General features: G+C 64.8%; 24 protein-coding genes. 23 read left to right on the top strand and 1 reads right to left on the bottom strand.

Going from position 1 to position 24252, the window contains the following annotated elements; genetic code table 11:
- The first annotated feature begins 39 nt into the window (after positions 1-39).
- From ACEWQZ_RS10765 to ACEWQZ_RS10695, 15 genes are all read left to right on the top strand, one after another.
- Positions 40-495, top strand: coding sequence for a c-type cytochrome (locus tag ACEWQZ_RS10765; RefSeq protein ID WP_476483085.1), 456 nt, complete (start codon positions 40-42; stop codon positions 493-495).
- A gap of 18 nt (positions 496-513) precedes the next feature.
- A complete protein-coding gene (locus ACEWQZ_RS10760; protein WP_476483084.1) occupies positions 514-1875 on the top strand; it encodes a cbb3-type cytochrome c oxidase subunit I in 1362 nt (453 codons plus the stop codon).
- Positions 1868-2674 (top strand): AAA family ATPase, encoded by an 807-nt coding sequence (locus ACEWQZ_RS10755; protein WP_476483083.1) that lies wholly within the window; start codon positions 1868-1870, stop codon positions 2672-2674. The genes ACEWQZ_RS10760 and ACEWQZ_RS10755 overlap by 8 nt, the downstream gene beginning before the upstream one ends.
- Positions 2675-2684: 10 nt before the next feature.
- Positions 2685-4625, top strand: coding sequence for a nitric oxide reductase activation protein NorD (locus tag ACEWQZ_RS10750; RefSeq protein ID WP_476483082.1), 1941 nt, complete (start codon positions 2685-2687; stop codon positions 4623-4625).
- Positions 4626-4727: 102 nt separating this feature from the next.
- Positions 4728-5114: a hypothetical protein gene (locus ACEWQZ_RS10745; RefSeq protein ID WP_476483081.1), complete on the top strand. Its 387-nt coding sequence runs from the start codon at positions 4728-4730 to the stop codon at positions 5112-5114.
- 103 nt (positions 5115-5217) lie between these two features.
- A complete protein-coding gene (locus ACEWQZ_RS10740) occupies positions 5218-6543 on the top strand; it encodes a TolC family protein (protein ID WP_476483080.1) in 1326 nt (441 codons plus the stop codon).
- Positions 6540-7952, top strand: a complete 1413-nt coding sequence (locus ACEWQZ_RS10735; RefSeq protein WP_476483079.1) for an efflux RND transporter periplasmic adaptor subunit — start codon at positions 6540-6542, stop codon at positions 7950-7952. Before ACEWQZ_RS10740 ends, ACEWQZ_RS10735 begins: the two co-directional genes overlap by 4 nt.
- Positions 7949-11080: an efflux RND transporter permease subunit gene (locus tag ACEWQZ_RS10730; protein WP_476483078.1), complete on the top strand. Its 3132-nt coding sequence runs from the start codon at positions 7949-7951 to the stop codon at positions 11078-11080. Before ACEWQZ_RS10735 ends, ACEWQZ_RS10730 begins: the two co-directional genes overlap by 4 nt.
- Before the next feature lie 33 nt (positions 11081-11113).
- A complete protein-coding gene (locus ACEWQZ_RS10725; protein WP_476483077.1) occupies positions 11114-12148 on the top strand; it encodes a c-type cytochrome in 1035 nt (344 codons plus the stop codon).
- Positions 12138-12641 (top strand): DUF411 domain-containing protein, encoded by a 504-nt coding sequence (locus ACEWQZ_RS10720; RefSeq protein WP_476483076.1) that lies wholly within the window; start codon positions 12138-12140, stop codon positions 12639-12641. Before ACEWQZ_RS10725 ends, ACEWQZ_RS10720 begins: the two co-directional genes overlap by 11 nt.
- Positions 12642-12644: 3 nt before the next feature.
- Positions 12645-12965 (top strand): P-II family nitrogen regulator, encoded by a 321-nt coding sequence (locus ACEWQZ_RS10715; RefSeq protein ID WP_476483075.1) that lies wholly within the window; start codon positions 12645-12647, stop codon positions 12963-12965.
- Positions 12966-13070: 105 nt separating this feature from the next.
- A complete protein-coding gene (locus ACEWQZ_RS10710; RefSeq protein ID WP_476483074.1) occupies positions 13071-14006 on the top strand; it encodes a cation diffusion facilitator family transporter in 936 nt (311 codons plus the stop codon).
- Positions 14006-14941 carry a DMT family transporter gene (locus ACEWQZ_RS10705; protein ID WP_476483073.1) on the top strand — a complete coding sequence of 312 codons (936 nt, stop codon included), beginning with the start codon at positions 14006-14008 and terminating at the stop codon, positions 14939-14941. Before ACEWQZ_RS10710 ends, ACEWQZ_RS10705 begins: the two co-directional genes overlap by 1 nt.
- A gap of 52 nt (positions 14942-14993) precedes the next feature.
- Positions 14994-15437, top strand: coding sequence for a hypothetical protein (locus tag ACEWQZ_RS10700; protein WP_476483072.1), 444 nt, complete (start codon positions 14994-14996; stop codon positions 15435-15437).
- A 115-nt stretch (positions 15438-15552) separates the two neighbouring features.
- Positions 15553-15783, top strand: coding sequence for an SHOCT domain-containing protein (locus tag ACEWQZ_RS10695; protein WP_476483071.1), 231 nt, complete (start codon positions 15553-15555; stop codon positions 15781-15783).
- Positions 15784-15861: 78 nt separating this feature from the next.
- Here ACEWQZ_RS10695 and ACEWQZ_RS10690 read toward each other — a convergent pair whose 3' ends face one another.
- Positions 15862-16257 carry a DUF302 domain-containing protein gene (locus ACEWQZ_RS10690; protein WP_476483070.1) on the bottom strand — a complete coding sequence of 132 codons (396 nt, stop codon included), beginning with the start codon at positions 16255-16257 and terminating at the stop codon, positions 15862-15864.
- 152 nt (positions 16258-16409) lie between these two features.
- On the opposite strand from ACEWQZ_RS10690, the gene ACEWQZ_RS10685 reads away from it, so the two are divergent.
- From ACEWQZ_RS10685 to ACEWQZ_RS10650, 8 genes are read left to right on the top strand one after another with little or no spacing between them, the layout of a single operon-like run.
- Positions 16410-16754 (top strand): NADH-quinone oxidoreductase subunit A, encoded by a 345-nt coding sequence (locus tag ACEWQZ_RS10685; RefSeq protein WP_476483069.1) that lies wholly within the window; start codon positions 16410-16412, stop codon positions 16752-16754.
- Positions 16751-17623 (top strand): hypothetical protein, encoded by an 873-nt coding sequence (locus tag ACEWQZ_RS10680; RefSeq protein ID WP_476483068.1) that lies wholly within the window; start codon positions 16751-16753, stop codon positions 17621-17623. The genes ACEWQZ_RS10685 and ACEWQZ_RS10680 overlap by 4 nt, the downstream gene beginning before the upstream one ends.
- Complete coding sequence (locus ACEWQZ_RS10675) at positions 17620-18513, top strand: NADH-quinone oxidoreductase subunit H (protein ID WP_476483067.1); 894 nt, start codon at positions 17620-17622, stop codon at positions 18511-18513. The genes ACEWQZ_RS10680 and ACEWQZ_RS10675 overlap by 4 nt, the downstream gene beginning before the upstream one ends.
- Complete coding sequence (locus ACEWQZ_RS10670; protein ID WP_476483066.1) at positions 18510-19112, top strand: NADH-quinone oxidoreductase subunit J family protein; 603 nt, start codon at positions 18510-18512, stop codon at positions 19110-19112. Before ACEWQZ_RS10675 ends, ACEWQZ_RS10670 begins: the two co-directional genes overlap by 4 nt.
- A gap of 10 nt (positions 19113-19122) precedes the next feature.
- On the top strand, positions 19123-19428 hold the full coding sequence (nuoK, locus tag ACEWQZ_RS10665) for an NADH-quinone oxidoreductase subunit NuoK (protein WP_476483065.1): 306 nt from the start codon (positions 19123-19125) through the stop codon (positions 19426-19428).
- Complete coding sequence (locus tag ACEWQZ_RS10660) at positions 19428-21323, top strand: proton-conducting transporter transmembrane domain-containing protein (RefSeq protein ID WP_476483064.1); 1896 nt, start codon at positions 19428-19430, stop codon at positions 21321-21323. The genes nuoK and ACEWQZ_RS10660 overlap by 1 nt, the downstream gene beginning before the upstream one ends.
- Position 21324: 1 nt before the next feature.
- Positions 21325-22803 carry a complex I subunit 4 family protein gene (locus ACEWQZ_RS10655; protein ID WP_476483063.1) on the top strand — a complete coding sequence of 493 codons (1479 nt, stop codon included), beginning with the start codon at positions 21325-21327 and terminating at the stop codon, positions 22801-22803.
- A 1-nt stretch (position 22804) separates the two neighbouring features.
- Complete coding sequence (locus ACEWQZ_RS10650; protein WP_476483062.1) at positions 22805-24202, top strand: NADH-quinone oxidoreductase subunit N; 1398 nt, start codon at positions 22805-22807, stop codon at positions 24200-24202.
- Positions 24203-24252 lie beyond the last annotated feature (50 nt).

Here is a 24252-nt window from a genome sequence, read left to right as displayed (position 1 = left end):
AAATGGTAATTTAGCTTGTTCGAGCTTGAGGAGGGTCCAATGATCGAGGGTCTTAGCCGCAACGCCGCACGCAACATCTTTCTGGGCGGCTCCATCATCTTTTTCATCATATTCGTCGGCCTGACGATGCACAGCCACAGCTATATCGTCAACGAATCCACCAACCATGAAGGTCTGACCGAATCCGTCAAGCAGGGCAAGCACGTTTGGGAGAAGCAATCGTGCATCAACTGCCACAGTCTGCTCGGCGAGGGTGCCTACTTCGCGCCCGAGCTGGGCAATGTCTGGCTGCGCTACGGCGGCGCCGATAATCCCGAGGCAGCGCGTCAGGGCATCAAGTCCTGGATCCGCCTGCAGCCACTGGGCGTGCCGGGGCGTCGCCAGATGCCCTCCTACGACCACCTCAGTGATGACGAGCTCGATGCGCTGGTCGATTTCTTCCGCTGGACCAGCGAGATCGACACCCAGGGCTGGCCACCGACGATTTCGGGATAACCAGGGAGACAAGCAAGAATGAAATTTCAGACGCAAAAAGTCGCCTACCCTTTCTTTATCACCGCGCTGATTCTGTTTGCCGCCCAGGTGACCTTCGGGCTCATGGCCGGGGCAGTTTACGTGTGGCCGGAGTTCATGGCCGAAGCCATGCCCTTCCATATCATCCGCATGAGCCACACCAGCCTGCTGATTGTATGGCTGCTGATCGGCTTCTTCGGCGCAACCTACTATCTGCTGCCAGAAGAGGCTGAAAGCGAACTGCACAGCCCAATGATTGCCTATCTCCAGCTCGCGCTATTCGTTTTCGCCGGCGCCGCCGCGCTGATCGGCTACCAGTTCGGAATCCACGAAGGACGCGAATTTCTTGAGCAGCCGACCTGGATCAAGGTGCTGATCACCATCGCCTTTCTGATGTTCCTCTATAACTGCTGGCGCACCCTGCTGCCCGGCCGGCGCACTGCCATTTCCACGATCCTGCTTGCTGGCCTCTCGCTGGCTGCCATCTTCTGGCTGTTCGCCTTCTACAACCCGGCCAACCTGTCGCTGGACAAGCTCTATTGGTGGTACATCGTCCATATCTGGGTCGAAGGCGTGTGGGGCCTTATCCTGGCCTCGCTGTTGGCCTACCTGCTCATCAAGATGACCGGCGTGGACCGCGAGATCATTGAAAAATGGCTCTACGTCATCGTCGGCCTGGTGCTGTTTGCCGGCCTGCTGGGCACAGGCCACCATTATTTCTGGATCGGCACGCCCGCCTACTGGCAACCCATCGGCAACATCTTCGGGGCGCTTGAGGTGGTGCCGCTATTTGCCATGGTGGCTTTTGCCTTCTACATGTTCTGGCGCGGCAGCCGCAACCACCCCAACAAGTCAGCCATCCTGTGGACGCTCGGCTGTGCCGTGATGGCCTTCTTCGGCGCCGGCGTGTGGGGGCTGATGCACAACATGTCCTGGGTCAACTACTACAGCCACGGCACGCAGATCACCGCCGCCCACGGCCACCTGGCATTCTACGGCGCCTATGTCATGGTCAACCTGGCCATCATCGCCTATGCCATGCCGCACCTGCGCGGCAAGCGGCCCTACAACCAGATTGTCAACATGTGGAGCTTCTGGCTGATGACCGCCGGCATGTCCTTCATGACCTTCACGCTGACTTTTGCCGGCGTGGTGCAAACGCATCTGCAGCGCGTCATGGGCGAGAATTACATGACAACCCAGGATCAGATCACGATCTTCTATGTCATGCGCTTTGCCTCCGGCGTGGTCGTGGTCCTCGGCGCCCTGCTCTACCTGTGGGCCATCCTGGGACCCGCGCGCGAACAAGTGCCACGCGGCGCGCCGCACATTGCCGCCGATGTCGACGTTGCCAATGAGTAATGTCGCCACTGCCAGGCAAGCCCCCGAGCATGCGCCCTGGTACCGCGAGACGGCTGGCGAGTGCGCATTTTTTGAGGCGGCCTACAAACACCGCCTGCCACTGCTGCTCAAGGGGCCGACAGGTTGCGGCAAGACCCGCTTCGTGGCCCACATGGCCGCTCGTCTCGGGCGGCCGCTGTACACCATCGCCTGTCACGACGACCTGACTGCCGCTGATCTGACCGGCCGCTATCTGCTCTCCGGCGGTGAGACGAAATGGGTTGATGGCCCGCTCACGCGCGCAGTGCGCGAGGGCGGTATCTGCTATCTCGACGAGGTAGTCGAGGCGCGCAAGGACGTCACCGTCGTCTTGCACCCGCTGACCGACGACCGCCGCATTCTGCCGCTGGAGCGCACCGGCGAGGAGCTGCAGGCGCCGCCAGGTTTCATGCTTGTAGCCTCTTACAATCCCGGTTATCAGCACCTGCTCAAAAGTCTCAAGCCGAGCACGCGCCAGCGCTTTGCCGCGCTCAACTTCGATTTCCCGCCGCCGGAGGTCGAAATCGAGATCGTGGCCAACGAAAGCGGCCTGTCGAAGGATCTGTGCGCCGGCCTGATCAATCTTGCCCGCCAGATCCGCGAGCTCAAGGGCCAGGACCTGGAAGAAGGCGTCTCGACCCGCCTGCTGGTCTACTGCGCCAGCCTGATTGCCGGCGGCATGGCCCTGGAGACGGCTGCACGCGCCACGCTCATCCAGCCGCTCAGCGACGACGAGGACGTGATCGCCGCGCTCGAGGAACTGCTCGCCCACAGCTTCTGATGCGGCCGCCATGACCGCCTGGTATGAATTCGAGGAAATCGCCGGCCGCTGGTGGCACGGCTGGGCAGCGGGCGCGGTCAGCTATCCTCTACACGACGACGACGCCGTGGCCTTCGACGCGCTGCGCGACGTGCTGGCAATCTACTTCCGGGCGCTGGGCGGTGGTGCCGGCATCGAGCTGACCACCGCGCGCAGCGCCGAGCAGGACCACCGCCTGAGCTGGCGCCAGCGCCTGGGCCTGACGCGCGAGCCCATGGAACTGGCCCGTTTCGACGGCGAGCACGTGATCCTGCCGGCTGTGCAGGCACTCTATCCCCGGCAGGAAGACAACCGCCGGCTCTACTTCTGGCAGACGGCCTTCCTGGCGCACAGCCGCCTGGTTGCCACAACAAGCGACCCGCTCCAGCGCGACCTGCTCGAGATCGCCGAGGCCACGGCCACCACCCGCGCGCTGCTCGACGAGCTGCCCGGCTGGCGCGCCCCGTACGCGCGCCTGAGCGCCGAGCTGCTGGCACTGCGGCCTGCCCGCCGCCTGCCCGAACACGAGCAGGCCGTCGAACAGCTCATCTGCCACCTGCTCGACGATGCCCGTCCGCTCGATCCGCTGGCCGCGAGCATGCATCGGGCGGTGACCGAACAGCCAGCAGCGATCGCGCAATTCAACGCGCCGTCAGGTTACCGCCCGCCCCTGCCGGTACCGCTGTGGCCGCAGGCCGAGCGCGCCCGCCCGGCGACGGCGGACGATGAACAGAAACCGGACGAGGACGACGAAGAACCCGGCGGCGACGGCAAGGAACTCGGCGAAAAGAAGTTCCGCGCCCGCCGACGCCGCCTCGACCAGAGCGAACGCGACGACCCGCTGATGCTCAACCCCTTCGAGAAACTCATCTCCTGGGCGGAAATGGTCAACGTCAACCGCGCGGTCGACGACGATGACGAGGAAGACGCGCGCAAGGCGGCCCACGAGCTCGAAGAGCTGACCATCAGCAAACACCGCCGCAAGGCCGCCACCCGGCTGAAGATGCAGCTCGAAATCGCCCCGGAGTCGGTCGCCGAAGGCCGCCTGCTGGCCGAACGGACCTTGCCGGAATGGCACTACCGCCGCCGCAGTCTGATGCCCGACTACTGCGCCGTCCAGGTCATCACGCCGAAAACGAAGGATCCCGACTGGCACCCCGACGCCGACATGCGCAGGCGAATCGGGCGCGTTCGCCGCCAGTTCGAGGCCCTTCGCCCCAAGCGCGAAATGCTGCGCGGCCAGCTCGACGGCGACGAGTTCGACATGGATGCGCTGGTCCGTCGCCAGGCAGAAATTGCCGCCGGCCACTCCGGCAGCGACCGCGTCTACACCGCCTGGCGTGATTTGTCCCGCGATCTGGCCGTCAGCCTGCTGGTCGATACTTCGCTGTCGACCGACGCCTGGATGGACGACCGGCGCGTACTCGACATCGAAAAGGAAGCGCTGCTGGTGCTCGCCCACGGCATTGATGCCTGCGGTGACGAACTGGCCATCCACACCTTCAGCTCGCATCGGCGCAAGCGGGTGGAAATCACCCCGCTGAAAGACTTTTCCGAGGACATGGGCCCGAAGGTCGAGCGCCGCATCGCCGCGCTAGAACCCGGTCGCTACACCCGTATGGGCGCGGCCATTCGCCACGTCACCGACGAACTGGCCGAACGCGACAACAGCCATCGCCTGCTGCTGGTGCTCACCGACGGCAAGCCCAACGATACCGACCACTATGAAGGTCGCTGGGCCATAGAGGACACCCGCATGGCCGTGCGCGCTGCGCGCCAGAAGGGTCTGACCGTCTTCGGCGTCACCATCGACACCCGTGCCCGCCAGTACTTTCCGCTGATCTTCGGCCGCGCCGGCTACGCCATCGTGCCGCGCGCCGCCGCCCTCAGCCGCGCCCTGCCGGCCATCTACCGCCAGCTTGTCGGGCACTGAGGTCGATCGAAGGCCATCTGCGGGAACCTCGAAGCGGTAGCCAGGGTCTCACATCCATGTGCATGAATGCGTCGCCATTGATTTGCTGCTAGAATCGCTGCCGTGAAATTTTTCCTCGCCATCGCCCTGCGCTCGCTGCTGGCTCTCGCTCTTGTTGGCGGCGGGCTGTCGGGTTGGGCGATGAGTGAAACAGCGATGTCGATGAATGTCGCGACGCAAGCGCATGACGGCGAAGTCGGCCCATGCCACCACACGCCGGGCCAGGACGTCGCCAATGCGCTCACTCTCGCAGCCGGCAGCGATCACTGCGCCGACAGCGACGACTGCGACAACGCCTCCTGCAATCATCTGTGCCTGGCGGCCGGCCTGGCCGTACCCGTGCGCGCGCACTCAAGCGTCTGGCCGTCAGCCACCTGCCCGCCGGTCGCATTCACCACACCGTCCCCGCACAACCTCTCCAGCCCGCCGAAGCGCCCGCCCCGGGCCTGAACCTCAAGCTCGTCCGTTTTCTGGAAAGCTGATCGCCTGCGACCAGACTGTCGCCGGCCGCGCTTTCCCGTGAAGTTTCGTAAACGACACAACGAGGTTCATCATGCCCGATGGCATATCCCGCCGCGCGCGAAGCGCCGGCCGTCGTCCATGGCCGTGGCTGTGCCTGCTCGCCGTACTGCTGCTGCCCGCAACAGCGGCCCTGGCCGACGATTCTGCAAACCAGCAACCGCCGGAAACGGCCCCGACCACAACGGTGCTGACCATGGAGCAAGCCGTTGCCATGGCCACAGCAGCATCCGACCCCGAGGCGGTGCGGTTCGCCGCTCGCGCCCGGGCGCTCGACAACCAGGCCGTAGCTGACGCCCAATTGCCCGATCCGATGATCACCGCCCAGGTGGCCGGCGTCCCGACCGACAGTTTCAGCCTGGATCGTGACGGCATGACCCAGCCCCTGCGCCTGGGGCTGCGCCAGGAATTTCCCGCTGGTCGAACGCTGGCGGTTCAAGGTCGGCAACGCAGCGCCGAAGCCGAAGCCCAGCGGGCCCGCAGCGAAGAGGCCCTGCGACAAATCGCTCTCGACACTCGGCAAGCCTGGCTTGAGTTTACCTGGCAGCAGCGCGCCGTTGGCATTCTTGAACAAAGCCGCAACCGAATCGAGCAGCAGATCGAGTCGCTGCAGTCGCGCTTTGCCACCGGCAGGCTGAATGCGCAGAGCCTGCTGCGCTCGGAGCTCGAGCTGTCGTTGCTCGACGACCGCATCGCCGAACACCGCCGCATGGCCGACCAGGCCCGGGCCGCACTGGCACGCTATATCGGCAGCGAAGCCTTCCGCCCGGTGCCGGAATCCATACCCGAGTTCACGCTCGATTCAACGGAACTCCAGGCGCTGGAGCAGCGCCTGGTCGACCACCCGGCCGTGCGCGCACGCCAGGCCATGATCGAGGCCGCAGATGCAGGCATCGAGCTGGCGCAACAGGCCTACAAGCCGAAATGGTCCGTCGAGGCCGGCTATGGCTTGCGGTTCGACCGCCCGGATCTGGCCAGCATCGGCGTGAGCCTGTCGGTGCCGCTGTTTACCAACAAGCGCCAGGACAAGCGCCATCAGGCGGCCACCCAACGCAGCCGCGCAGCGCAGTTCGAGCGCGATGCGGTGCTGCGCAATCTGAGACAACAGCTTGACCAGGCCCTGGCCGACTGGCGCCGCTACCGAGAGCGCCAGGCGCTCTACGAGCAGGTCGTCGGGCAGCGCGCCGATGAGACCGTCGAGGCGTCGATCACCACCTACGCCAACGGCCAGACCGATTTCGCCGAGCTTATCCGCAGCCAGCTTGCGGCTTTGGATACGCGGATCAAGCGAGCCGAACTGGCGGCCCGGGCCGGCCAGGCCTGGGCGCGCATCGTCTACCTGGCGGGAGAACAATCATGAACAAGGTACAAGTCATCATCATCGCTGCGCTGGCCGCCACGGCCGGGTTCCTGGGCGCCTGGTTCCTTGGTGGTCAGCCGGGAGGCGATTCGCAGCAGACCGGAGAATCCGAGCGCGAAATCCTCTACTGGGTCGCGCCCATGGACGCCAACTACCGCCGCGACGAGCCGGGCAAGTCGCCGATGGGCATGGACCTGGTGCCGGTCTACGCCGACGAGACCGGACAGGCCGCTGACAGCGGGCCTTCGATCCGGATCAATCCGGCGGTCATCAATAACATCGGGGTCAAAACCGCGCCGGTCGAGCGGCGCGACATCAATCGCGACATCGAAGCCGTCGGCCGGGTGACAGCCGATGGCGGGCGTATTTCGCACGTGCACGTGCGCACCGAAGGCTGGATCGAGGAACTGCATATCAAGACACAGGGCGATCGCGTCAGCGCCGGAGACCCCCTGTTCGAAATCTACTCGCCGGCGCTGGTCAGCGCCCAGGAGGAATACCTGCAGGCCACACGCATGGGCAACCAGTCGCTGCTGCGCGCCTCGCGCATCCGGCTCGTCGCCCTAGGGATGAGCGACAAGCAGATCGAGGCGCTTGGCCAGCGCGGCAGCTCGACGCGGCGATTCACGGTGCAGGCGCCCAGGGACGGCTACGTGATCGAACTCAACGTTCGCCAGGGCATGTACGTGCAGCCCGGCGACACCATCATCAGCGTTGCCGATCTGACCGGGGTGTGGGTGGAAGTCGACCTGTTCGAGGGCCAGGTCGGCTGGGTCGAGGCCGGACAGGCGGCGACCATGACCCTGCCCTTCTCCGCCGCCGATCGCCAGTGGAACGGCGAAGTCGACTATGTCTATCCGACCATGCGCGCCGAGACCCGCACCGGTCGCGTGCGCCTGGCCTTCGACAATCCTGATCTGGCGCTCAAGCCCAACATGTACGCCAGCGTCGAAATCGCCGCCGATCCGCACCGACAGGCGCTGGTCGTTCCAGCGCAGTCGATCATCCGCACAGGCGACGGCAAGCGCGTGATCCTGGCGCTCGGCGACGGCCACTTTCGTCCGGCCGAAGTCGAGACCGGGCTGGAGGTCGACGGCATGACCGAGATTGCCGCCGGGCTCGATGAAGGCGAGCAAATCGTCGTATCCGGACAGTTCCTGCTCGATTCGGAAGCCAGCGTCGATGCGGGTCTCCTTCGCATGATCGGCGAAAGCGATGATCACGGCGGAATGGAGCATGACATGGATCACGGGGACATGGATCACGAGGGCATGGATGAAGAGACCATGAACCATGAAGACATGAACCACGGGGACATGGATCAGGAAGGCATGGATGAGGACGCAATCGACCACGAGGCCATGAACCATATCGATGCCGAAGATGACATCACGGGAGGCCGGCAATGATCGGAGCCATCATCCGCTGGTCGATCAGGAACCGCTTCCTGGTGCTGATGCTCGCCGCCCTGCTGGCCGCCTGGGGCACCATCGCCATGCTGCGCACGCCGCTGGACGCGATCCCCGATCTGTCGGACGTCCAGGTCATCGTCAAGACCACCTATCCGGGGCAGGCGCCCCAGGTGGTCGAGGACCAGGTCACCTATCCGCTGACCACGGCGATGCTGTCAGTGCCCGGGGCAACCACGGTGCGCGGGTATTCCTTTTTTAACGACTCCTTCGTCTACGTCATCTTCGAAGACGACACCGATCTGTACTGGGCGCGCTCGCGCGTGCTCGAGTATTTGAGCCAGGTTGCGCCCACGCTGCCGCAACAGGCCCGGCCGGCGCTCGGCCCGGACGCCACCGGCGTCGGCTGGGTCTATCAGTACGCACTCGTTGACCGCAGCGGCGAGCACGACCTGGCCGAATTGCGCTCGCTGCAGGACTGGTTTCTGAAGTTCGAACTGCAAACCGTCGAAGGCGTCTCCGAAGTGGCCGCCATCGGCGGCATGGTGCGCCAGTACCAGGTGGTGGTCGATCCCGACAAGCTCAGGGCCTACAACATTCCTTTATCGAAGGTCAGCGAAGCGATCCGCAGCGGCAATATGGAAACCGGCGGGCGCGTCATCGAGATGGCCGAGGCCGAATACATGATTCGCGCCACCGGCTATGTCGATTCGCTCGAGGATCTCGAGGCCATTCCGGTGCGCACGACCGACGACGGCGTGCCGATCCGCATCCGCGACATCGCCCGCGTCCAGTTCGGGCCGGAGCTCAGGCGCGGCGTCGGCGAACTCAACGGCCAGGGCGAGGCGGTCGGCGGCGTGATCGTCATGCGCTTCGGAGAGAACGCCATGGCCACCATCGAGCGAGTCAAAGACAAGCTCGAAGAGCTCAAGAAAGGGTTGCCCGAAGGCGTCGAAATCGTCGAGACCTACGATCGATCCTCGCTCATCAGCCGAGCCGTGGATACGCTCACCGAAAAACTCGTCGAGGAGTTCATCGTCGTCGCCCTGGTATGCCTGCTCTTCCTGTTCCACTTCCGCTCGTCGCTGGTGATCGTGCTCAGCCTGCCGCTGGGCATTCTCACGGCCTTCATCATCATGAACATTCAGGGCATCAACGCCAACATCATGTCGCTGGGCGGCATCGCGATCGCCGTCGGCGCGATGGTGGACGCCGCCATCGTCATGATCGAGAACTACCACAAGCACCTCGAGAGGCACGGCGATGACCTGGAAGGCGAAGCCCGCTGGAACGCGCTGGCCGACGCCGCCGTGGAGGTCGGGCCGGCGCTGTTCTTCGCGCTGTTGATCATCGCCTTGAGTTTCGTGCCGATCTTCGCGCTCGAGGCCCAGGAAGGGCGCATGTTCAAGCCGCTTGCCTTCACCAAGACCTACGCCATGGCGGCGGCAGCCGGTCTGGCGATCACCCTGGTGCCGGTGCTGATGGGCTATCTGATTCGCGGCCGGATCACGCCGGAATACAAGAACCCGCTCAACCGCTTTCTGACCTGGATCTATCGACCGGTTCTTGCCGCAGCGCTTCGCTTCCCGATTCTGACCGTGGTCATCACGCTGGCCATCCTGGCTAGCGCCTGGCTGCCCTACAGCCGATTGGGAAACGAGTTCATGCCCGAGCTCGACGAGGGTGACCTGCTCTACATGCCCAGCGCCTGGCCGGCGGCTTCGGCCGGAAAGATGACCGAAATCCTGGGCCAGACCAACCGCCTGATCATGTCGGTGCCGGAAGTCGAGACGGCTTATGCCAAGGCCGGGCGGGCCGACACCGCAACCGACCCGGCGCCGCTGACCATGATCGAAACCACCATCCGGCTCAAGCCACGCGCCGAATGGCGCGACGGCATGACCATGGACAAGCTCAAGGCCGAGCTGGATGCGCTGGTGCAGGTCCCGAGCCTGACCAATACCTGGATCATGCCGATCAAGAACCGCATCGACATGCTGGCCACCGGTATCAAGACGCCGGTGGGCGTCAAGGTGGCGGGGCCCGATCTGGAGGTCATCAACCGGATTGGCACGGAAATCGAGCGGGTGATCGAGAAGGTAGAAGGCACGGCCTCCGTCTACGCCGACCGCGTCACTGGCGGGCGCTACGTTACCATCGACGTCAAGCGCGAGCAGGCGGCGCGCTTCGGGCTCAACATCGGCGACGTGCACGAGATCGTGCGCTCGGCCGTAGGCGGCATGACCATCAGCCAGAGCGTCGAAGGGCTGGAGCGCTATCCCATCAACATCCGCTACCCGCGCCACAAGCGCGAGTCGGTCGAGGACCTGCGTGATCTGACCATCGTCACGCCGCGCGGCGAGCAGATCCCCCTGTCGGCCGTCGCCAGTCTCGCCGTCGAGACCGGTCCGGGCGTGATTCGCACCGAGAACGCGCGCCTCAACGGCTGGATCTACATCGACGTCAACGACCCGGATCTCGGCGGCTACGTACAGCGCGCGAAGGAAGCGGTAGCCCAGCACATCGACCTGCCGCCCGGCTATTCGCTGGGCTGGTCGGGCCAGTACGAGTTCATGCAGCGCGCCGCCGACCGGCTCAAGCTGGTGGTGCCGGCGGCGGTCGGCATCATCATCCTGCTGCTGTTCATGAACTTCCGCAATCCAGTTTCCGTTCTGATCATTCTGGGCACCCTGCCGCTGTCGCTGGTCGGCAGCTACTGGCTGCTTTACCTGCTCGGCTACAACATGTCGGTGGCCGTCGGCGCCGGCATGATCGCCCTGGCCGGCGTGGCCGTGGAAATCGGCGTGCTGATGATCGTCTATCTGGATCAGGCCCTGGCGCGAAAGCGCGACGAGATGATCGAGCAGGGACAATCGATCCGCAAAGACGACATCAGGCAGGCGATCACCAGCGGCGCCCTGCTGCGCGTGCGGCCGATCATGATGACGGTCGCCGTGATCATCGCCGGGCTTTTGCCAATCATGCTCGGACACGGCACCGGCTCGGCGATCATGCGCCGCATTGCCGCGCCCATGGTCGGCGGCATGGTCAGCGTCACCGTACTGACCCTGCTGGTGGTGCCGGTGATCTACTACCTGTGGAAATCGATCGCCGTGCGATCGGCGTAGTATCGGGGAGGCTTCATCCAAGGAGAAGGAACCATGAAAAGCATTGCCACCGTCTTCAAGACCCTTGTTGCCATCGCCATTCTGGGAGCCCTGGGCGTATTTGTCTATGTCTGGAGCGGCCTGTATCCGGTGGCCGTGGGCTCCGGCCACAGCGCACCGGTCGCCTGGCTGCTCGAGACCACCCGGGAGCGGTCGGTTGCCGTGCGCTCATCGGAGCTGAAACTGCCCACCGATCTCGATTCGCCCGAGCGCATCGCCGCCGGCGCAGCTCACTACGATTCGATGTGCGCCGGCTGTCACGGCAAGCCCGGCCAGGAGCCGGCCGATGCCTTCGAGCCCGCCCCACCGGCACTGTACCGCAAGCGGCTCGAACCGCGGGCCGCGTTCTGGACCATCAAGCACGGCCTGAAGATGACCGCCATGCCCAGTCATCTCGACCACAGTGATGAAGAAAACTGGGACACGGTCGCCTTCGTCCAGGCGCTGCCGGACATGAACAGCGAGGAATATCTGGACCTGACCAAAGACGCCGTTCATAAACACGATGGCGATGACGGTCATTCTCATGACCAGACCGCGTCCACCAGCAAGTCCGGCCCCGATCACGACGTGACGGCCGAGACGCCGCAGCAGGCCATCGAGGGCTTCACCCAGGCGCTGATCGAAGGTCGCGGCGAAGCCGCACTGGCCTGGCTCCATCCGCAGGCCACGATTGTCGAAGGCGGGCATGTCGAGTCAATCGATCAGTACGCTGCGGGCCATCTCGAAAAGGACATGGCCTTTCTCGCACAGATCGAGATCGAGCCGCTCTCGCGCGATATCCAGCTCGCCGACGGCCAGGCCACGGTCGAGACCCGCTCGCGCTTCAGCGGACAGGTCAGCGACCGAACCATCGACCTGGAAAGCACCGAATTCGCCACTCTGATCGAGACCGAAGACGGCTGGCGAATCAGCCAGATTGCCTGGAGCTCGCAGCCATTTTCGGCCGGCGAGAACACCGAGGCCGAGACCGACGAAAAACAGAACCCCCAATCCCATACCGAAGGAGACAACGACCATGACCATTAATCGCATTCTTTTCACCGGCGCGCTGATTGCCGGCGCCTTTCTGATCTCCGCCTGCCAGGCCCAAACACCGGGCAGCGATGCATCGGCCGATTCGGCATCGATGACAAAGGAGATGACGGTCTACCACGACCCCAACTGCGGCTGCTGCGGCAAGTGGACCGAGCACATGCGCGCCAACGGCTTCACGGTCGAAGAGGTACCGACGCAGGACATGAGCAGCGTCAAGCGCGAGCTTGGCGTGCCGCGCGATCTACCCTCCTGCCACACAGCCGTGATCGGTGACTACGTCATCGAAGGCCATGTGCCGGCCGAAGACGTCAAGCGCCTGCTCGCCGAACAGCCCGACGCCCGGGGCCTGAGCGTACCCGGCATGCCGATGGGCTCGCCCGGCATGGAATACGACGGCCGGCGCATGGCCTTTGATGTGATCCGCTTCGATGACGACGGCGCCACCTCGGTGTTCAATCACTACGAAGCCATCGAGCGGGACTGACCGATGCCCATGCGAAAGATCGAAGCCATCATTCGCGTCAGCGCTCTGGAGCCGGTAGAAGAAGCGCTCAGAAACGCCGGCGTCAGCGGACTGACCATCAGCCGCGTACGCGGCTTCGGCGCCTACCGCAATTACTTCCGTGACGACTGGACGCACCACTACGCGCGCCTGGAAATCTTCACCTCGCGCGCTGCGGAGATTGCCGACCTGATCGTCGATTCGGCGCACACCGGCCAATCGGGCGACGGCATCGTGGCCATCGAACCGGTGGACAAGGCCATCCGGATCAGAAGCCGGAAAGTCATTACCAATGGTGAGAGCTGACAACTGAAGCCTGATCGATGCTGTCGCTTCGCTGGTCGCAGTAAACGAGCCACGGCAATTGACAGCAATGCACCACATGTAATTCGCATACAGGAGCACATGGAAATGTCGAATCACAGCGCACACGGACACGCCGACCACATGCCTCAAAGCGGGCGAGGACTGGCAATCTCCGCCTGGCTGACCGGCATCTACTTCGTCATCGAAATGGCTATCGGACTGTGGACCGGCTCGATTGCCGTCATCTCCGATGCCTTTCACACCTTTTCGGCCGTTGGCGGCGTGCTGGTCGCCATCGTGGCGGCCCGTCTGGCCCGCCGGCCGGCCGACGAGAGCCGCAGCTTTGGCTGGTATCGGGCGGAGCTGCTCGGCGCGCTGGTCAACGGCGGCTTCCTGCTGGCCATGGCCGTGTTCGTGGTTGGTATGGCCGCCATGCGCCTGGCCGATCCCATCGAGCTGCCTCCGGGACCGATGCTGTGGGCCGCAGCCGGTGGCCTGGTCACCGAGATCATTTCGCTTGCCCTGATCTGGAAGCAGAGCCAGAGCGATCTCAACGTCAAGGGCGCGCTATGGCACATCATCCAGACCTTTGTCGGCAGCCTGCTGATCATCGTCACCGCACTGGTCATCCATTTCACCGGCTTTCTCCTGATCGACCCGCTGCTGGGCATGGCATTCGGTTTCGTGTTGCTGTGGGCAAGCTGGGGCATTCTCAGGGATTCGATGCACCTGCTGATGGAAGGCACGCCCGCCGATGTGGACCTGGCCGATATCACCGACGCCCTGGAGAATCTCGAAGGCGTCGAGGACGTGCATCACGTTCACGCCTGGGCATTGACCAGCGGCCGCCATATATTCTCGGGCCATCTCCGGGTTCGGGAAACAGCCGATCCGGATTCGATCCTGAAAGCCGCTTATCGCACACTCAAGTCGGATTACGGCTTCTTCTTCTCGACGCTGCAGATCGAGCGGCAGTGCCTGGATGAATCCGGCGCCGAAGACATCGACATCACCCGGACCGAAGATCCCGGAGCAAGCTGATGAAGACCCTTTTACTGCTGGCGCTCATCACGGTCTCCGAAGCCACCATCGGCGTGTTCGTCAAGCTTACCGACGGGCGAATACCGATCCACACGCTGACTTTTTATGCCATGAGCTTTGCAGCGATCTTCCTGTTCGGCGCACGCTGGCTGGCAGCCAGAAAACGGCCACGCTTCCCGGCCGGCAGCGTCAAGGACACGGTCATCATCGGAATGCTGATTGCGGCCCAGGGCGGCTTCTTCAATTTCGCCATGTCGCTGGTACCCATCGCCAACGCCGTCATCTTCTGGAGCATCGCCCCGTTCTTCGTTTTCATCTTCTCGTGGGCCTTTCTGGGCGAAAAAGCCAAACCGTCCTACATCCTTATTTTCGGCCTGGCCATGATCGGCATCGTGCTCGCCAATCCGCTGGGAGGCGGCTATCTTCTGGGCAACCTGGTGGCCTTGTCGACAGGCGCCATCTATGCCGCGATGATCACCTACATGCGCCACGAGGGCATGACCGAAACCGGCAACGATATCGCATGGTCCCTGCTGGCTTCAGCGCTTGTGCTCTCACCATCACTACTACTTTCCGGGCCGGGCGCGCCGTTCGAAACCATTCACTACCCGGATCTCGGCGGTGTCGCCCTGCCCGTCCTCACCTGGGCCCTGGGCCTGGGCGTGATCTCCACCGGCTTCGCCTATTTCGGAATTTCCATTGTTCTCAAGTCAATCAACGCAAACGTTTATTCGCTGGTCGACATCATCGTCTCCCCCGTGGTCGCCGCGACCTTCGGCTGGCTGATCTTCTCCGAGGTGCCTGGAGATCGCACGATCTACGGCGGCGCTTTACTGCTTGCCGCAGGTTTCTGGCTGACACGGAAGATGAGCAAGGGCAAGGAACACGCACCCGTCCACCCTTGTCATATCCAAGAGGGTGCGAACAAATGCTGAAATCCACAGGACAGCATCCGTCAACTCACGCTCGATCAATAGGAGAGCAACCATGAAAAAGCTTATTACGATCACGATCCTCGCGATGACTCTCGCTGTGCCGCTCGCCATGGCCAATCAACAACACCACGAAGGGAAGAGCCAAAAAGCGCAAAAAATGGGCATGCAGGAAGGCATGATGGGTGAAGGTGACATGATGAACCACGACGCCATGCAGAAACGCATGCAGGCCATGCGCCAGACCATGAAGAAAATCCAGGGCACGCAAGACCCCGCCGAACGGCAACGCCTGATGCAGAAGCACATGCACCAGATGCGCGATGCCATGGGTCAAATGAGTGGCATGGGAATGCGTCATGGCGGCATGCGCCAGAATATGGATGGCGAGCGCTGCCAGCAAATGATGAAGATGCACTCGGAAATGATGCAAGGCATGATGGAGCAGATGGATGCCCGCATGCAGATGCAGCAAGGCAAACCCGGCGGCAAGAACTGAGTGATCGATCGGCGCGCACAGGCCGCGCATCACGCACGAACGGACGCGCAGCCTGTGCGCTTTCTCTCTCGATGCCTTACGAAACCCTGGCGCTTACCAACAGGAGAACGAATCAATGGAATGGATGGGATCACATGGATGGATGGGGATCGGCTGGATTTTCATGCTACTTTTCTGGGCGCTGATCATCATCGGCATTATTGCAATCATCCGCTGGCTGTCGACAAGTGATCAGAACCGACGCGAGTCCGGAAAGAGCGCGCTCGAAACGCTGAAGGATCGCTACGCAAAAGGCGAAATCGATCGCGAAGAGTATCGACAGAAGCGGGATGATCTCGAACAGTAAAAAGGCAGCACGCCAGGCGTGAATGCCGGTTCATATTCCCGGCGGCGCGACTTGATAGACACGCCGCCGGAAAAGCGTTCAGATGGCCTCACATGCCTGAACCATTCGCTCGCGCACCTCGGCCGCAAGTTCATGGACGGCGGGATTGTCCACCAGCTCGAGTACCGATTGCGGATCCATGAAGTCCACGCGCATGGTCTGGTCTTCCTGCTGTCGGACGACGACGTTGCAGGGCAGCAATACCCCGATCCGCGGTTCGGCTGTCAGTGCCCGGTGCGCCAGCGAAGGATTGCAGGCGCCGAGAATGCGGTAGGGACGGGTGTCCTCATCCAGCTTCTTTTTCAGCGTCGCCTGCACGTCGATCTCGGTCAGTACGCCAAAGCCCTGATCCTCGAGCGCTACGGTTACCGCCTCGATCGCGTCTTCAAAGCCCATTTCGACCGTCTTGCCAAAACTGAATTGTTGACTCGTCATGAGACACCTCGCTATCTTGCAAAAAAGGACGGTCATGCAGGCTCGCTGCAGGCCGCGTTGTCGCAGGCGTCTTGACCGCGTAAAGCCGGCCAAGTTCTGGAAGATGCCTGAATGAGCCTGTCCAGACTGCGAAAATCGCGAGGCAAGGACCGATGATTCAGATCGCCATGCCGATCATTCTTGCGCTGTTTGCCGTCGGCCTGGCCGTCGCGCTGCAGCGGGTCGGCCCGCGGGCCGATGCAAGCTGGCCTGCGCGCGCGCCGTTTCTTGGCGGCGGCACGGCGCGGACCCACGCCTGGCAGCGCTTTCACGTTCGCTACTACCCGATGACCCTGCTATTCATCGCCTTCGAGATGGAGATGATGTTCATGTATCCGTGGGCGGTGGTCTATGTGGAAACCGGTTTTCTGGCCCTGGCCGAGATGGGCATGTTTCTCGCAATCCTTTCGGTCGGTATTCTTTACGGCTGGCGCGAGGGGGTGTTCCGGTGGCAATGAGCCTGCTTTCGGCACTGGCGCGCGGCGCCGAGATTCCGGTTTTCCCGGCCATCGGCACGCAGGGCCTCGCCCGGGTCGAGTCGCTACGAAACAGACCGGGTATCCGGCTGGTCGAGTCGCCGCGCCACGCCCGCGTGCTTTTGGTCGCAGGTGAACTCGACCCGCGTCATCGGCGCGCACTGGAGCGGCTGCACACCCAGCTTCCCGCCCCGCGCGGCACGGTGTGGTGGCAGGCCTCGCCCCTGTTCTCGCGCGGCCGCAGCGTGAGCGATGAGGATCCGCTGGCCGCCATCCGCCAGGCGGCACAGGCCGACGAACCCGTTCTGCGCCCGAACCTGCCGCCGCATCCCTGGCAGGGTATCGGGCCGCACGGCCAGGGCGGTCAGGGCATGATGGGCGGCAGCCCGTACGGCCGGCCGATGGCGATGACCGTCGACGATATTCGCGACGGGCTGGCGCTCGATATCTACGACGCGCGCTTCGGCCCGTTTCTGCCGATGCTGCCGCCGGGGCTGACATTGGACCTGAGCCTGCAGGGCGACGTGATCGTCTCGGCTCACGTTGCCTCGCCGCCCTTCGAGCAGGAATCGGCAGACGACGCGCCTGACTTGTGTGCCGCGCGAATGCTGCGGCTGATGGGCATCGAATTGAAGCGGGCGCGTTCGCGCGGCGCGCTGCTGGCCCTGCCTGCGGGATCAGGCACGCACCGACGGCTGGCCGCATGGCTGCGCGGCGAAAGAGTTGCGGAGGATCCTGCTTCACCGTCCGAAGTGCTGCCAGGCCTGGAATGGACCGAGGCGATGCTGTGGCTGGCCAGCTTCCAGCCCTCGCGTCTGCGCGCGATCTGCATGGGAGAGGCGACCACATGATCCTCGCAGCCCTGTCGCTATTCATCGCCCTGCCCCCGCTGATCTGGGCGGCAGCGATCTTCGACCGCGTCGGCAGCGGGCGCGGTGCGACGGTCATCGGCCCGCTGCGCAACGGCGCGGCGCTGATGCTGCGCCCGAATACGCCGACCGAAGCGCCCGATGCCCTCAATCGTCTGCTGGCGCCGGGCTGGTATCTGGCGCTGGCGCTGGTCGGGCTGTCGGTGGTGCCGCTGGCCGAGGGCGTAGTGGCCAGCGAGCTGTCCACCGGCCTGGTCCTGTGGGGCGCCTGCGAGGCCCTCACCATCGTGGTCGTGTTTCTGCACGGCTGGTCGCCCAATTCGCCGCTGCCCTTGATTGGGGCCTATCGCTATGTCGCCATCGGCCTGCCGGCCATGCTGCTGTCGATGTTCGTGCTGATCGCCGCGGCGCTGCCCGCCCAGTCGCTGTCGGTGGTCGAGGTGGTCGAGGCGCAGCGCGGCTTGTGGAACGTGGTCCGCCAGCCGCTGGGCCTGCCGCTGTTCATGGCCCTGGGCCTGGCGATCACGCTGCGCGGGCCGTTCGACTACGCCGACGGGGCCGAGCTTGCCGGCGGCACAACGGCTGAGGAAAGCGGGCCGGCATTGGCACTGTGGCAAATCGCACGCCTGGCGATGCTGGTGGCATTTTCGGCAATGGCGGCAACGGCATTCCTGGGCGGCTATCTGGGTCCGGGGCTGCCGGGACCAATCTGGCTGCTGCTCAAGACGGTGGCGGTAATGGCCGCCACCGTGGCCGCCGGGCGCTGGTTTGCGCGCATGCCGCCGGCGCGGATGCTGACCTTTCTGTGGGTGGTGCTGCTGCCGCTGTCGTTTGCCAACCTGGCTCTGGTGGGTCTGGAGGTGTTGCCGTGACCGACGCGCTGTTTCTTTTGTTTTCCGCGCTGGCGATCTGGTCCGGCTGGCGGGTGTTTCGGGTCGACTCGATGGTGCGCGCATCGTTCCAGCTCATGGTGTCGTTCATCGCCGTCGGGCTGATCGCGGTGCTGCTGGCCGCGCCCTATATCGGCATTGCCACGATCTTCATGATGGCCGTCGAGATGATGGTCATGGCGCTGTTCATGGTCATGTTCATGATGAATCCGGCCGGGCTCAATCCGATGTCGATGGTGCATCAGCACCGCTTTGCCGTGGCCGCAGGGATCGCCGCCTTTGCCGGGCTGGTGCTGGCGGTGCTGCTGTCGGATTTGCCCGCGCAGCCTGTTCCGGCCGATGCCGAGGTGGTGCGCGCGCTGGGGCACGAGCTGCTGGGGCCGTCGATGCTGATCTTCGAAACCGCCGGCGTCACGCTGCTTTCCGCCATGATCGGCGCGGTCGTGCTGTCGGCACACTCGGGCCGGTATGGCGGCTCCGACGCCGGATCCCGGCCGCCCGGCCTGCATCCCGGCGGCGAACCGGCGGGGCGCAAGCCGGACAAGCACGGCGATCACCATCACCACCACGGACATCACTGAGGGCATTGAGATGACGCTGACTTCGGTCCTGATTGTAGCCGCCGCTCTGATCGGCATCGGCTTTTATGGCGCGCTGTCGCAGCAAAGCTTCGTCATGCTGATGATGGGGCTGGAGCTGATGCTCAACGGCGCGATCCTGGCGATCATCGGCTTCTGGTCGTTCTCTCTGGGCGGCATGCCCGAGGGGCAGCTTCTGGCGATTATTGTCATGGCCGTGATGGCCGTCGAGATGGCCGTGGGCTTCGCCCTGGTGGTCGCGGTCTATCGCAAGCGCCAGGCTGATGTAACTGAAGGCTTGACGACCCTGAAACACTGATGCTCTGGACGCTTCCTCTCTTTCCCATACTGGCCGGGCTGACGATCCTGGCCATGGGCGACAGCGGCCGTGTGCGCCTCGGGCTGGCGGCAGGTGGGGCGGCAGCGGTGACGCTCGCGCTGGCGGTGCTGGCCGCCGCACAGGGCTGGCACGGCGCATTTGCCTGGGGCTCAGGGTTGGAACTGCGCCTTGCGCTCGCCCCGCTTTCCGCCGCGGTCGCGATCACCGTTGCGGCAATCACGCTGGCCGTTCTGGTTTTCGCCGCCGCGCATGAGGACAAACGCGGGCTGGCCCGGCTTCTGGGCCTGATGCTGGTCTTCTGCGGCGCGATGGAGCTGGCGATTACGGCCGGTGATCTGCTGTCGCTGCTGATCGGCTGGGAGATCATGGGCTTTTGTTCCTGGGCGCTGATCGGACATCACTGGCGCGACGGCGCCAACCCGGCCTCGGGCCGCTACGCCTTCGTGACGACAAGGCTGGGCGATCTGGGGCTGTACCTTGCGCTCATGGCGACCTGGAGCGGAACGGGTACGCTCGACTATGCCGCGCTGGGGCAGCTCGAGGGCGCGCCCCTGGCGCTGGCCGCCTTCGGCGTGCTCGCCGCCGCCGGCGCCAAGGCCGGCCAGGGGCCGTTCGCGCCGTGGCTGTTTCGCGCGATGGACGGCCCGTCGTCAGTCTCGGCTCTGCTGCATGCCGCCACCATGGTAGCCGCGGGGGCTTATCTGCTCGCCCGGCTGCATTCCTGGTTTGCGCCTGTGCCGGGCTGGAGCGCAATAGTAACTGCACTCGGTCTTTTCACCGCGCTGGCCGGCGGCGCCGTGGCGGTGATACAGGGCCAGGCGAAAAAGCTGCTGGCCGCCTCGACTTCCGCACAACTGGGGCTGATGTTTGTGGCGGTCGGTACAGGTTATCCCGGTATCGCGCTTGTCTATCTGATTGCTCATGCCGGGTTCAAGGCGTCACTTTTCATGGCCGCCGGGATTGCCGGCAAGGCGGGGGGCAGCTTTCGCCTGGACCAGATGGGTTTCATGCGCTCCCTGCCCGGGGTTGCCGGGCTGACGGCGCTGGCGGCCCTTGCGCTGGCGGCCATACCGCCCATGGGTGCCGCCTGGAGCAAGGAGCAGATCGTCGCCGCCGCCACCGGGCAAAACCTCTGGCTGGGCATTGCCGTCATGGTCGCCGGCGCGCTCAGCGCAGCCTATGCCGTGCGCTTCTGGTGGCTGGCCTACGGGCCGGGCGAGGCCGCGCCCGGGGCGAGACCGCACTGGCTCGAGACCGCCGCGCTTGGCGCGCTGGCGCTGGCCGGCGTCGCGCTGGCCCTGCTGTGGCTGCCGCCGGTGCAGGCCTTGCTGCCGTTACGCCTGCCCGAAGGGGGCGCGCTGGAACTCGCCGTCTCGCTCGCCTTGCTTGCCCTCGGCCTGCTGGCCGGGCTGACGCTGGCGCGGCGAGCCGACGCCCCGCAAACGCGGGCCGCCGACTGGCTGGGGCTGCCCGCGCTGATCAACGCTGGCATCGTGCGGCCTTTCGAGCGGCTTGCCGCCGGTGCCGCGTGGCTGGACGATGTCGCGCTCGACGCCATCCCGCGCGGCGCTGCGAAAGCTGCGCGGTATATCGCGCGCGGCGGGCGTCGGCTGCCGGGGCTGATGCAGGCCGACCTGGAACTGTTCGACGCGGCGGTCTGGCGGGTGGCTGCCGCAACCCGCGCCCTGGCCCGACTGGGCGGCGGCCCCGGCGAGACGCTGAGCGACGGTCTGCCCGAAGGTGTCGCGCGCATCACCGGGCGCAGCGGCGCGGATGCGCGGCGGCTGCAAACCGGGCTGTCGCACCATTACTACGCCATCTTTGCGGTCGGCACGGCGCTGGCCATCCTGTTTCTGATTTTCGCTAGGTTCTGACATGCTGACACTCGCCATTGTCCTGCCCTTCGCGGCCGCCGCCCTGCTGGCCTTCGCGCCGGTATCGCCCAAAACCTCGCGCGCCATCGCCATCGTCACGGCCGCGCTGTCGCTGCTGGCCCTGGTCGTCGTCTGGATCGGATTCAGTCCGGGTCAGGGGTTTCAGGCGATGACGGAGATTCCGTGGATTCCGGCACTCGGCGTCGCCTGGCGGGTGGGCGTGGACGGCATCTCGCTGTCGCTGGCGCTGATGAGCGGGCTGCTTTTCGTCGCCGCCATTGCCTGGCCGATGGAGCGCAAGGTCAACGCACGCCAGTACTACGCCTGGTTTCTGTTTCTCGAAGGCGCGTCACTGGGTCTGTTTTTGACGCTCGACCTGCTGGTCTTCTATGTCTTCTTCGATCTCAGCCTGGTGGGCATGTATTTCCTGATCGGCCGCTGGGGGCATGGGCAGGCGCAGCGCTCGGCGCTCAAGTTCTTTATCTATACCCTGGCGGGATCGCTGCTGATTCTCCTGGCGATCATCGCTCTGGTGCTCATGACCGATCCGCTCACCTTTGATATGCGCGCGCTGATCGCGCTGCAGCCTGTGGCCGGAATGGATCTGCGTGCCGGGCTCATCCTGCTGGGCTTCGTGATCGGTTTCGCGATCAAGACGCCGCTTTTCCCCGTGCATACCTGGCTGCCGCCGGCGCATGTGGATGCGCCGGGTCCGGCCTCGGCCATCCTCGCCGGGGTGCTGCTGAAGATGGGCACCTACGGCCTGGTGCGCATCCCGATGCAGATGCTGCGCGAAGCCTTCGCCACCTGGGCGCTGGCTCTGGCCATCGTTGCGCTGATCTCGATTCTGTGGGGCTCGATCGTGGCCTTCGCGCAGGAGAACCTGAAGCGGCGCATCGCCTATACGTCGGTCAACCACATGGGCTACGCGGTACTGGGGATTGCCGTTGCCGGCTCGGCGCTGACCGGCCACGAGGCGGCGCGCGAGCTGGCGCTGACCGGCGCCGTGGTCGAGATGGTCGCGCACGGTCTCATTACCGGGGCGCTGTTTTTGATTGCCGGCGCGTTCTGGGCGCGCGCGCAGGATTATGACCTGGCCAATTACGGCGGGCTGGCCAGCAACGCGCCGCGGCTGATGGCGGTGACCTGGCTGGCGAGTTTTGCCTCGCTGGGTCTGCCGGGGCTGGCGGGTTTTGTCGCCGAGGTGCAGATCTTCATCGGCGCTTTTGCCGTCTGGCCGTGGATCGCGGCCATCGGCCTGCTGGGCCTGATCGTCTCCGCGGCGCTGTTTCTGGGCATGCTGCAGCGCCTGTTCTTCGGGGAAAGACCACGCGCGCTGGACAAGTTCACGGATCTGACCTGGCCCGAGCTGGGCATCCTCGCCGCGGTGCTGGTGCTGGTGGTGCTGATCGGAGTCTGGCCGGCCTGGCTGCTGGACCTGATCGGGGCCGGCAATGCGCTGACCTTTGGAGGCGGCTGAAATGCCCGTTTCCGATCTCGGCCCCGAGATCGCGCTGATCGCGGGGGCCATCGCGGCGCTGCTGCTGGCGATGGTGCTGCCGCAGCGCCGGCAGGGCTGGTGCCTCGCCCCCGCGCTGGCGGCGCTGGCGGTGGCCGGAGTCTGGGCGTTTGCGCACATCAATGAGGCGCGGCTGACCTTCTCGGGCGTGTGGGCGCTCGACGGCATGACCCTGTGGGCACGCCTGATGATCGTGATCGCAACGGCGCTGTGCCTGATCCTCGCCCCGCGCTGGTTCGAAACCGACCGGCGCCACGGCGAGTTCTACACCATGATCCTGTTCTCCGCGCTCGGCGCGATTGCAATGGCCGCGGCGGCGGACCTGATGCAGTTGGTCATGGCGGTACTGCTGTCCTCGATCACCGGCTATGTCCTGGCCGCCTGGCATCGCGACTGGGCGCCTTCGGTCGAGGCGGGCATGAAATACTTTTTGATCGGCGCCCTAGCCAACGCGCTGCTGGCCATCGGCGTGATCCTTGTCATGGGCATGGCCGGCACCAGCGATTACGCTGCGTTGCGGCAGCTGGAGATCACCTCGCCGCTGGGGCTGACCGGCCTTGCCCTCATTGTCACCGGGCTGGCCTTCAAGCTCGGCGCGCTGCCGGGCCACGCCTGGGTGCCCGACGTGGCCGAAGGCGCGCCGGTGCCGGCGGCCGCCTTTTTGACCGTGGTGCCCAAGATCGGCGCGGCGCTGGCGCTCTATCGCCTGGTGCAGCTTTTCCCCGATAACGACATGCTGCGCCCGCTGATTGCGGCCCTGTCAGTGGCAACGATGACGCTGGGCAACCTCACAGCACTGTGGCAGGACGACGTGCGCCGCCTGATCGGCTGGTCGTCGGTCTCGCAGTCGGGCTATGCGCTGATGGCCATTGCCGTGGCGGATCTCAGCACCCGCGCCCTGCCCTCGCTGGTCTGGTTTCTCGCCGCCTATGCGCTGGCCAACCTGACCGCCTTTGCCGTCGTCGCCCACCTGCGCGGGCGCACCACGTTGCCCGACTACGCCGGGCTGGCGCGCACGCAACCCCTGATGGCCGCCGCGCTGATCGTCGCCTTCCTGTCGCTGGTCGGCATTCCGCCGCTGATCGGTTTCGTCGGCAAGCTGGGGCTGTTTATCGTCACCATCGACGGCGGATACACGTGGCTGGCGCTGGCGGCCGTACTCAACACGGTAGCGTCGCTGTTCTACTACGTGCGCGTCATCGCACCGATGTATTTCGCCCAGCCCGGCAACGGCAGGCCGGCGACGCTGGGCCCGGCAACCGGCGCGGCAGCGGTTTTCTGCGCGTCCGCCCTGATTGGCCTGGGTCTGATCAGCGGCCCGTTCCTGGCCCAGAGCACCGGGATCGTCGCCCTGCCGTGAAGCCCGGCCGCGCAGGGGACGACAGCCTTCCTCGCCGGGCGCAGCGAGAT

This window comes from Wenzhouxiangella sp. YN1 (assembly GCF_056324145.1).
This window is presented reverse-complemented; position numbering and strand designations above follow the sequence as displayed.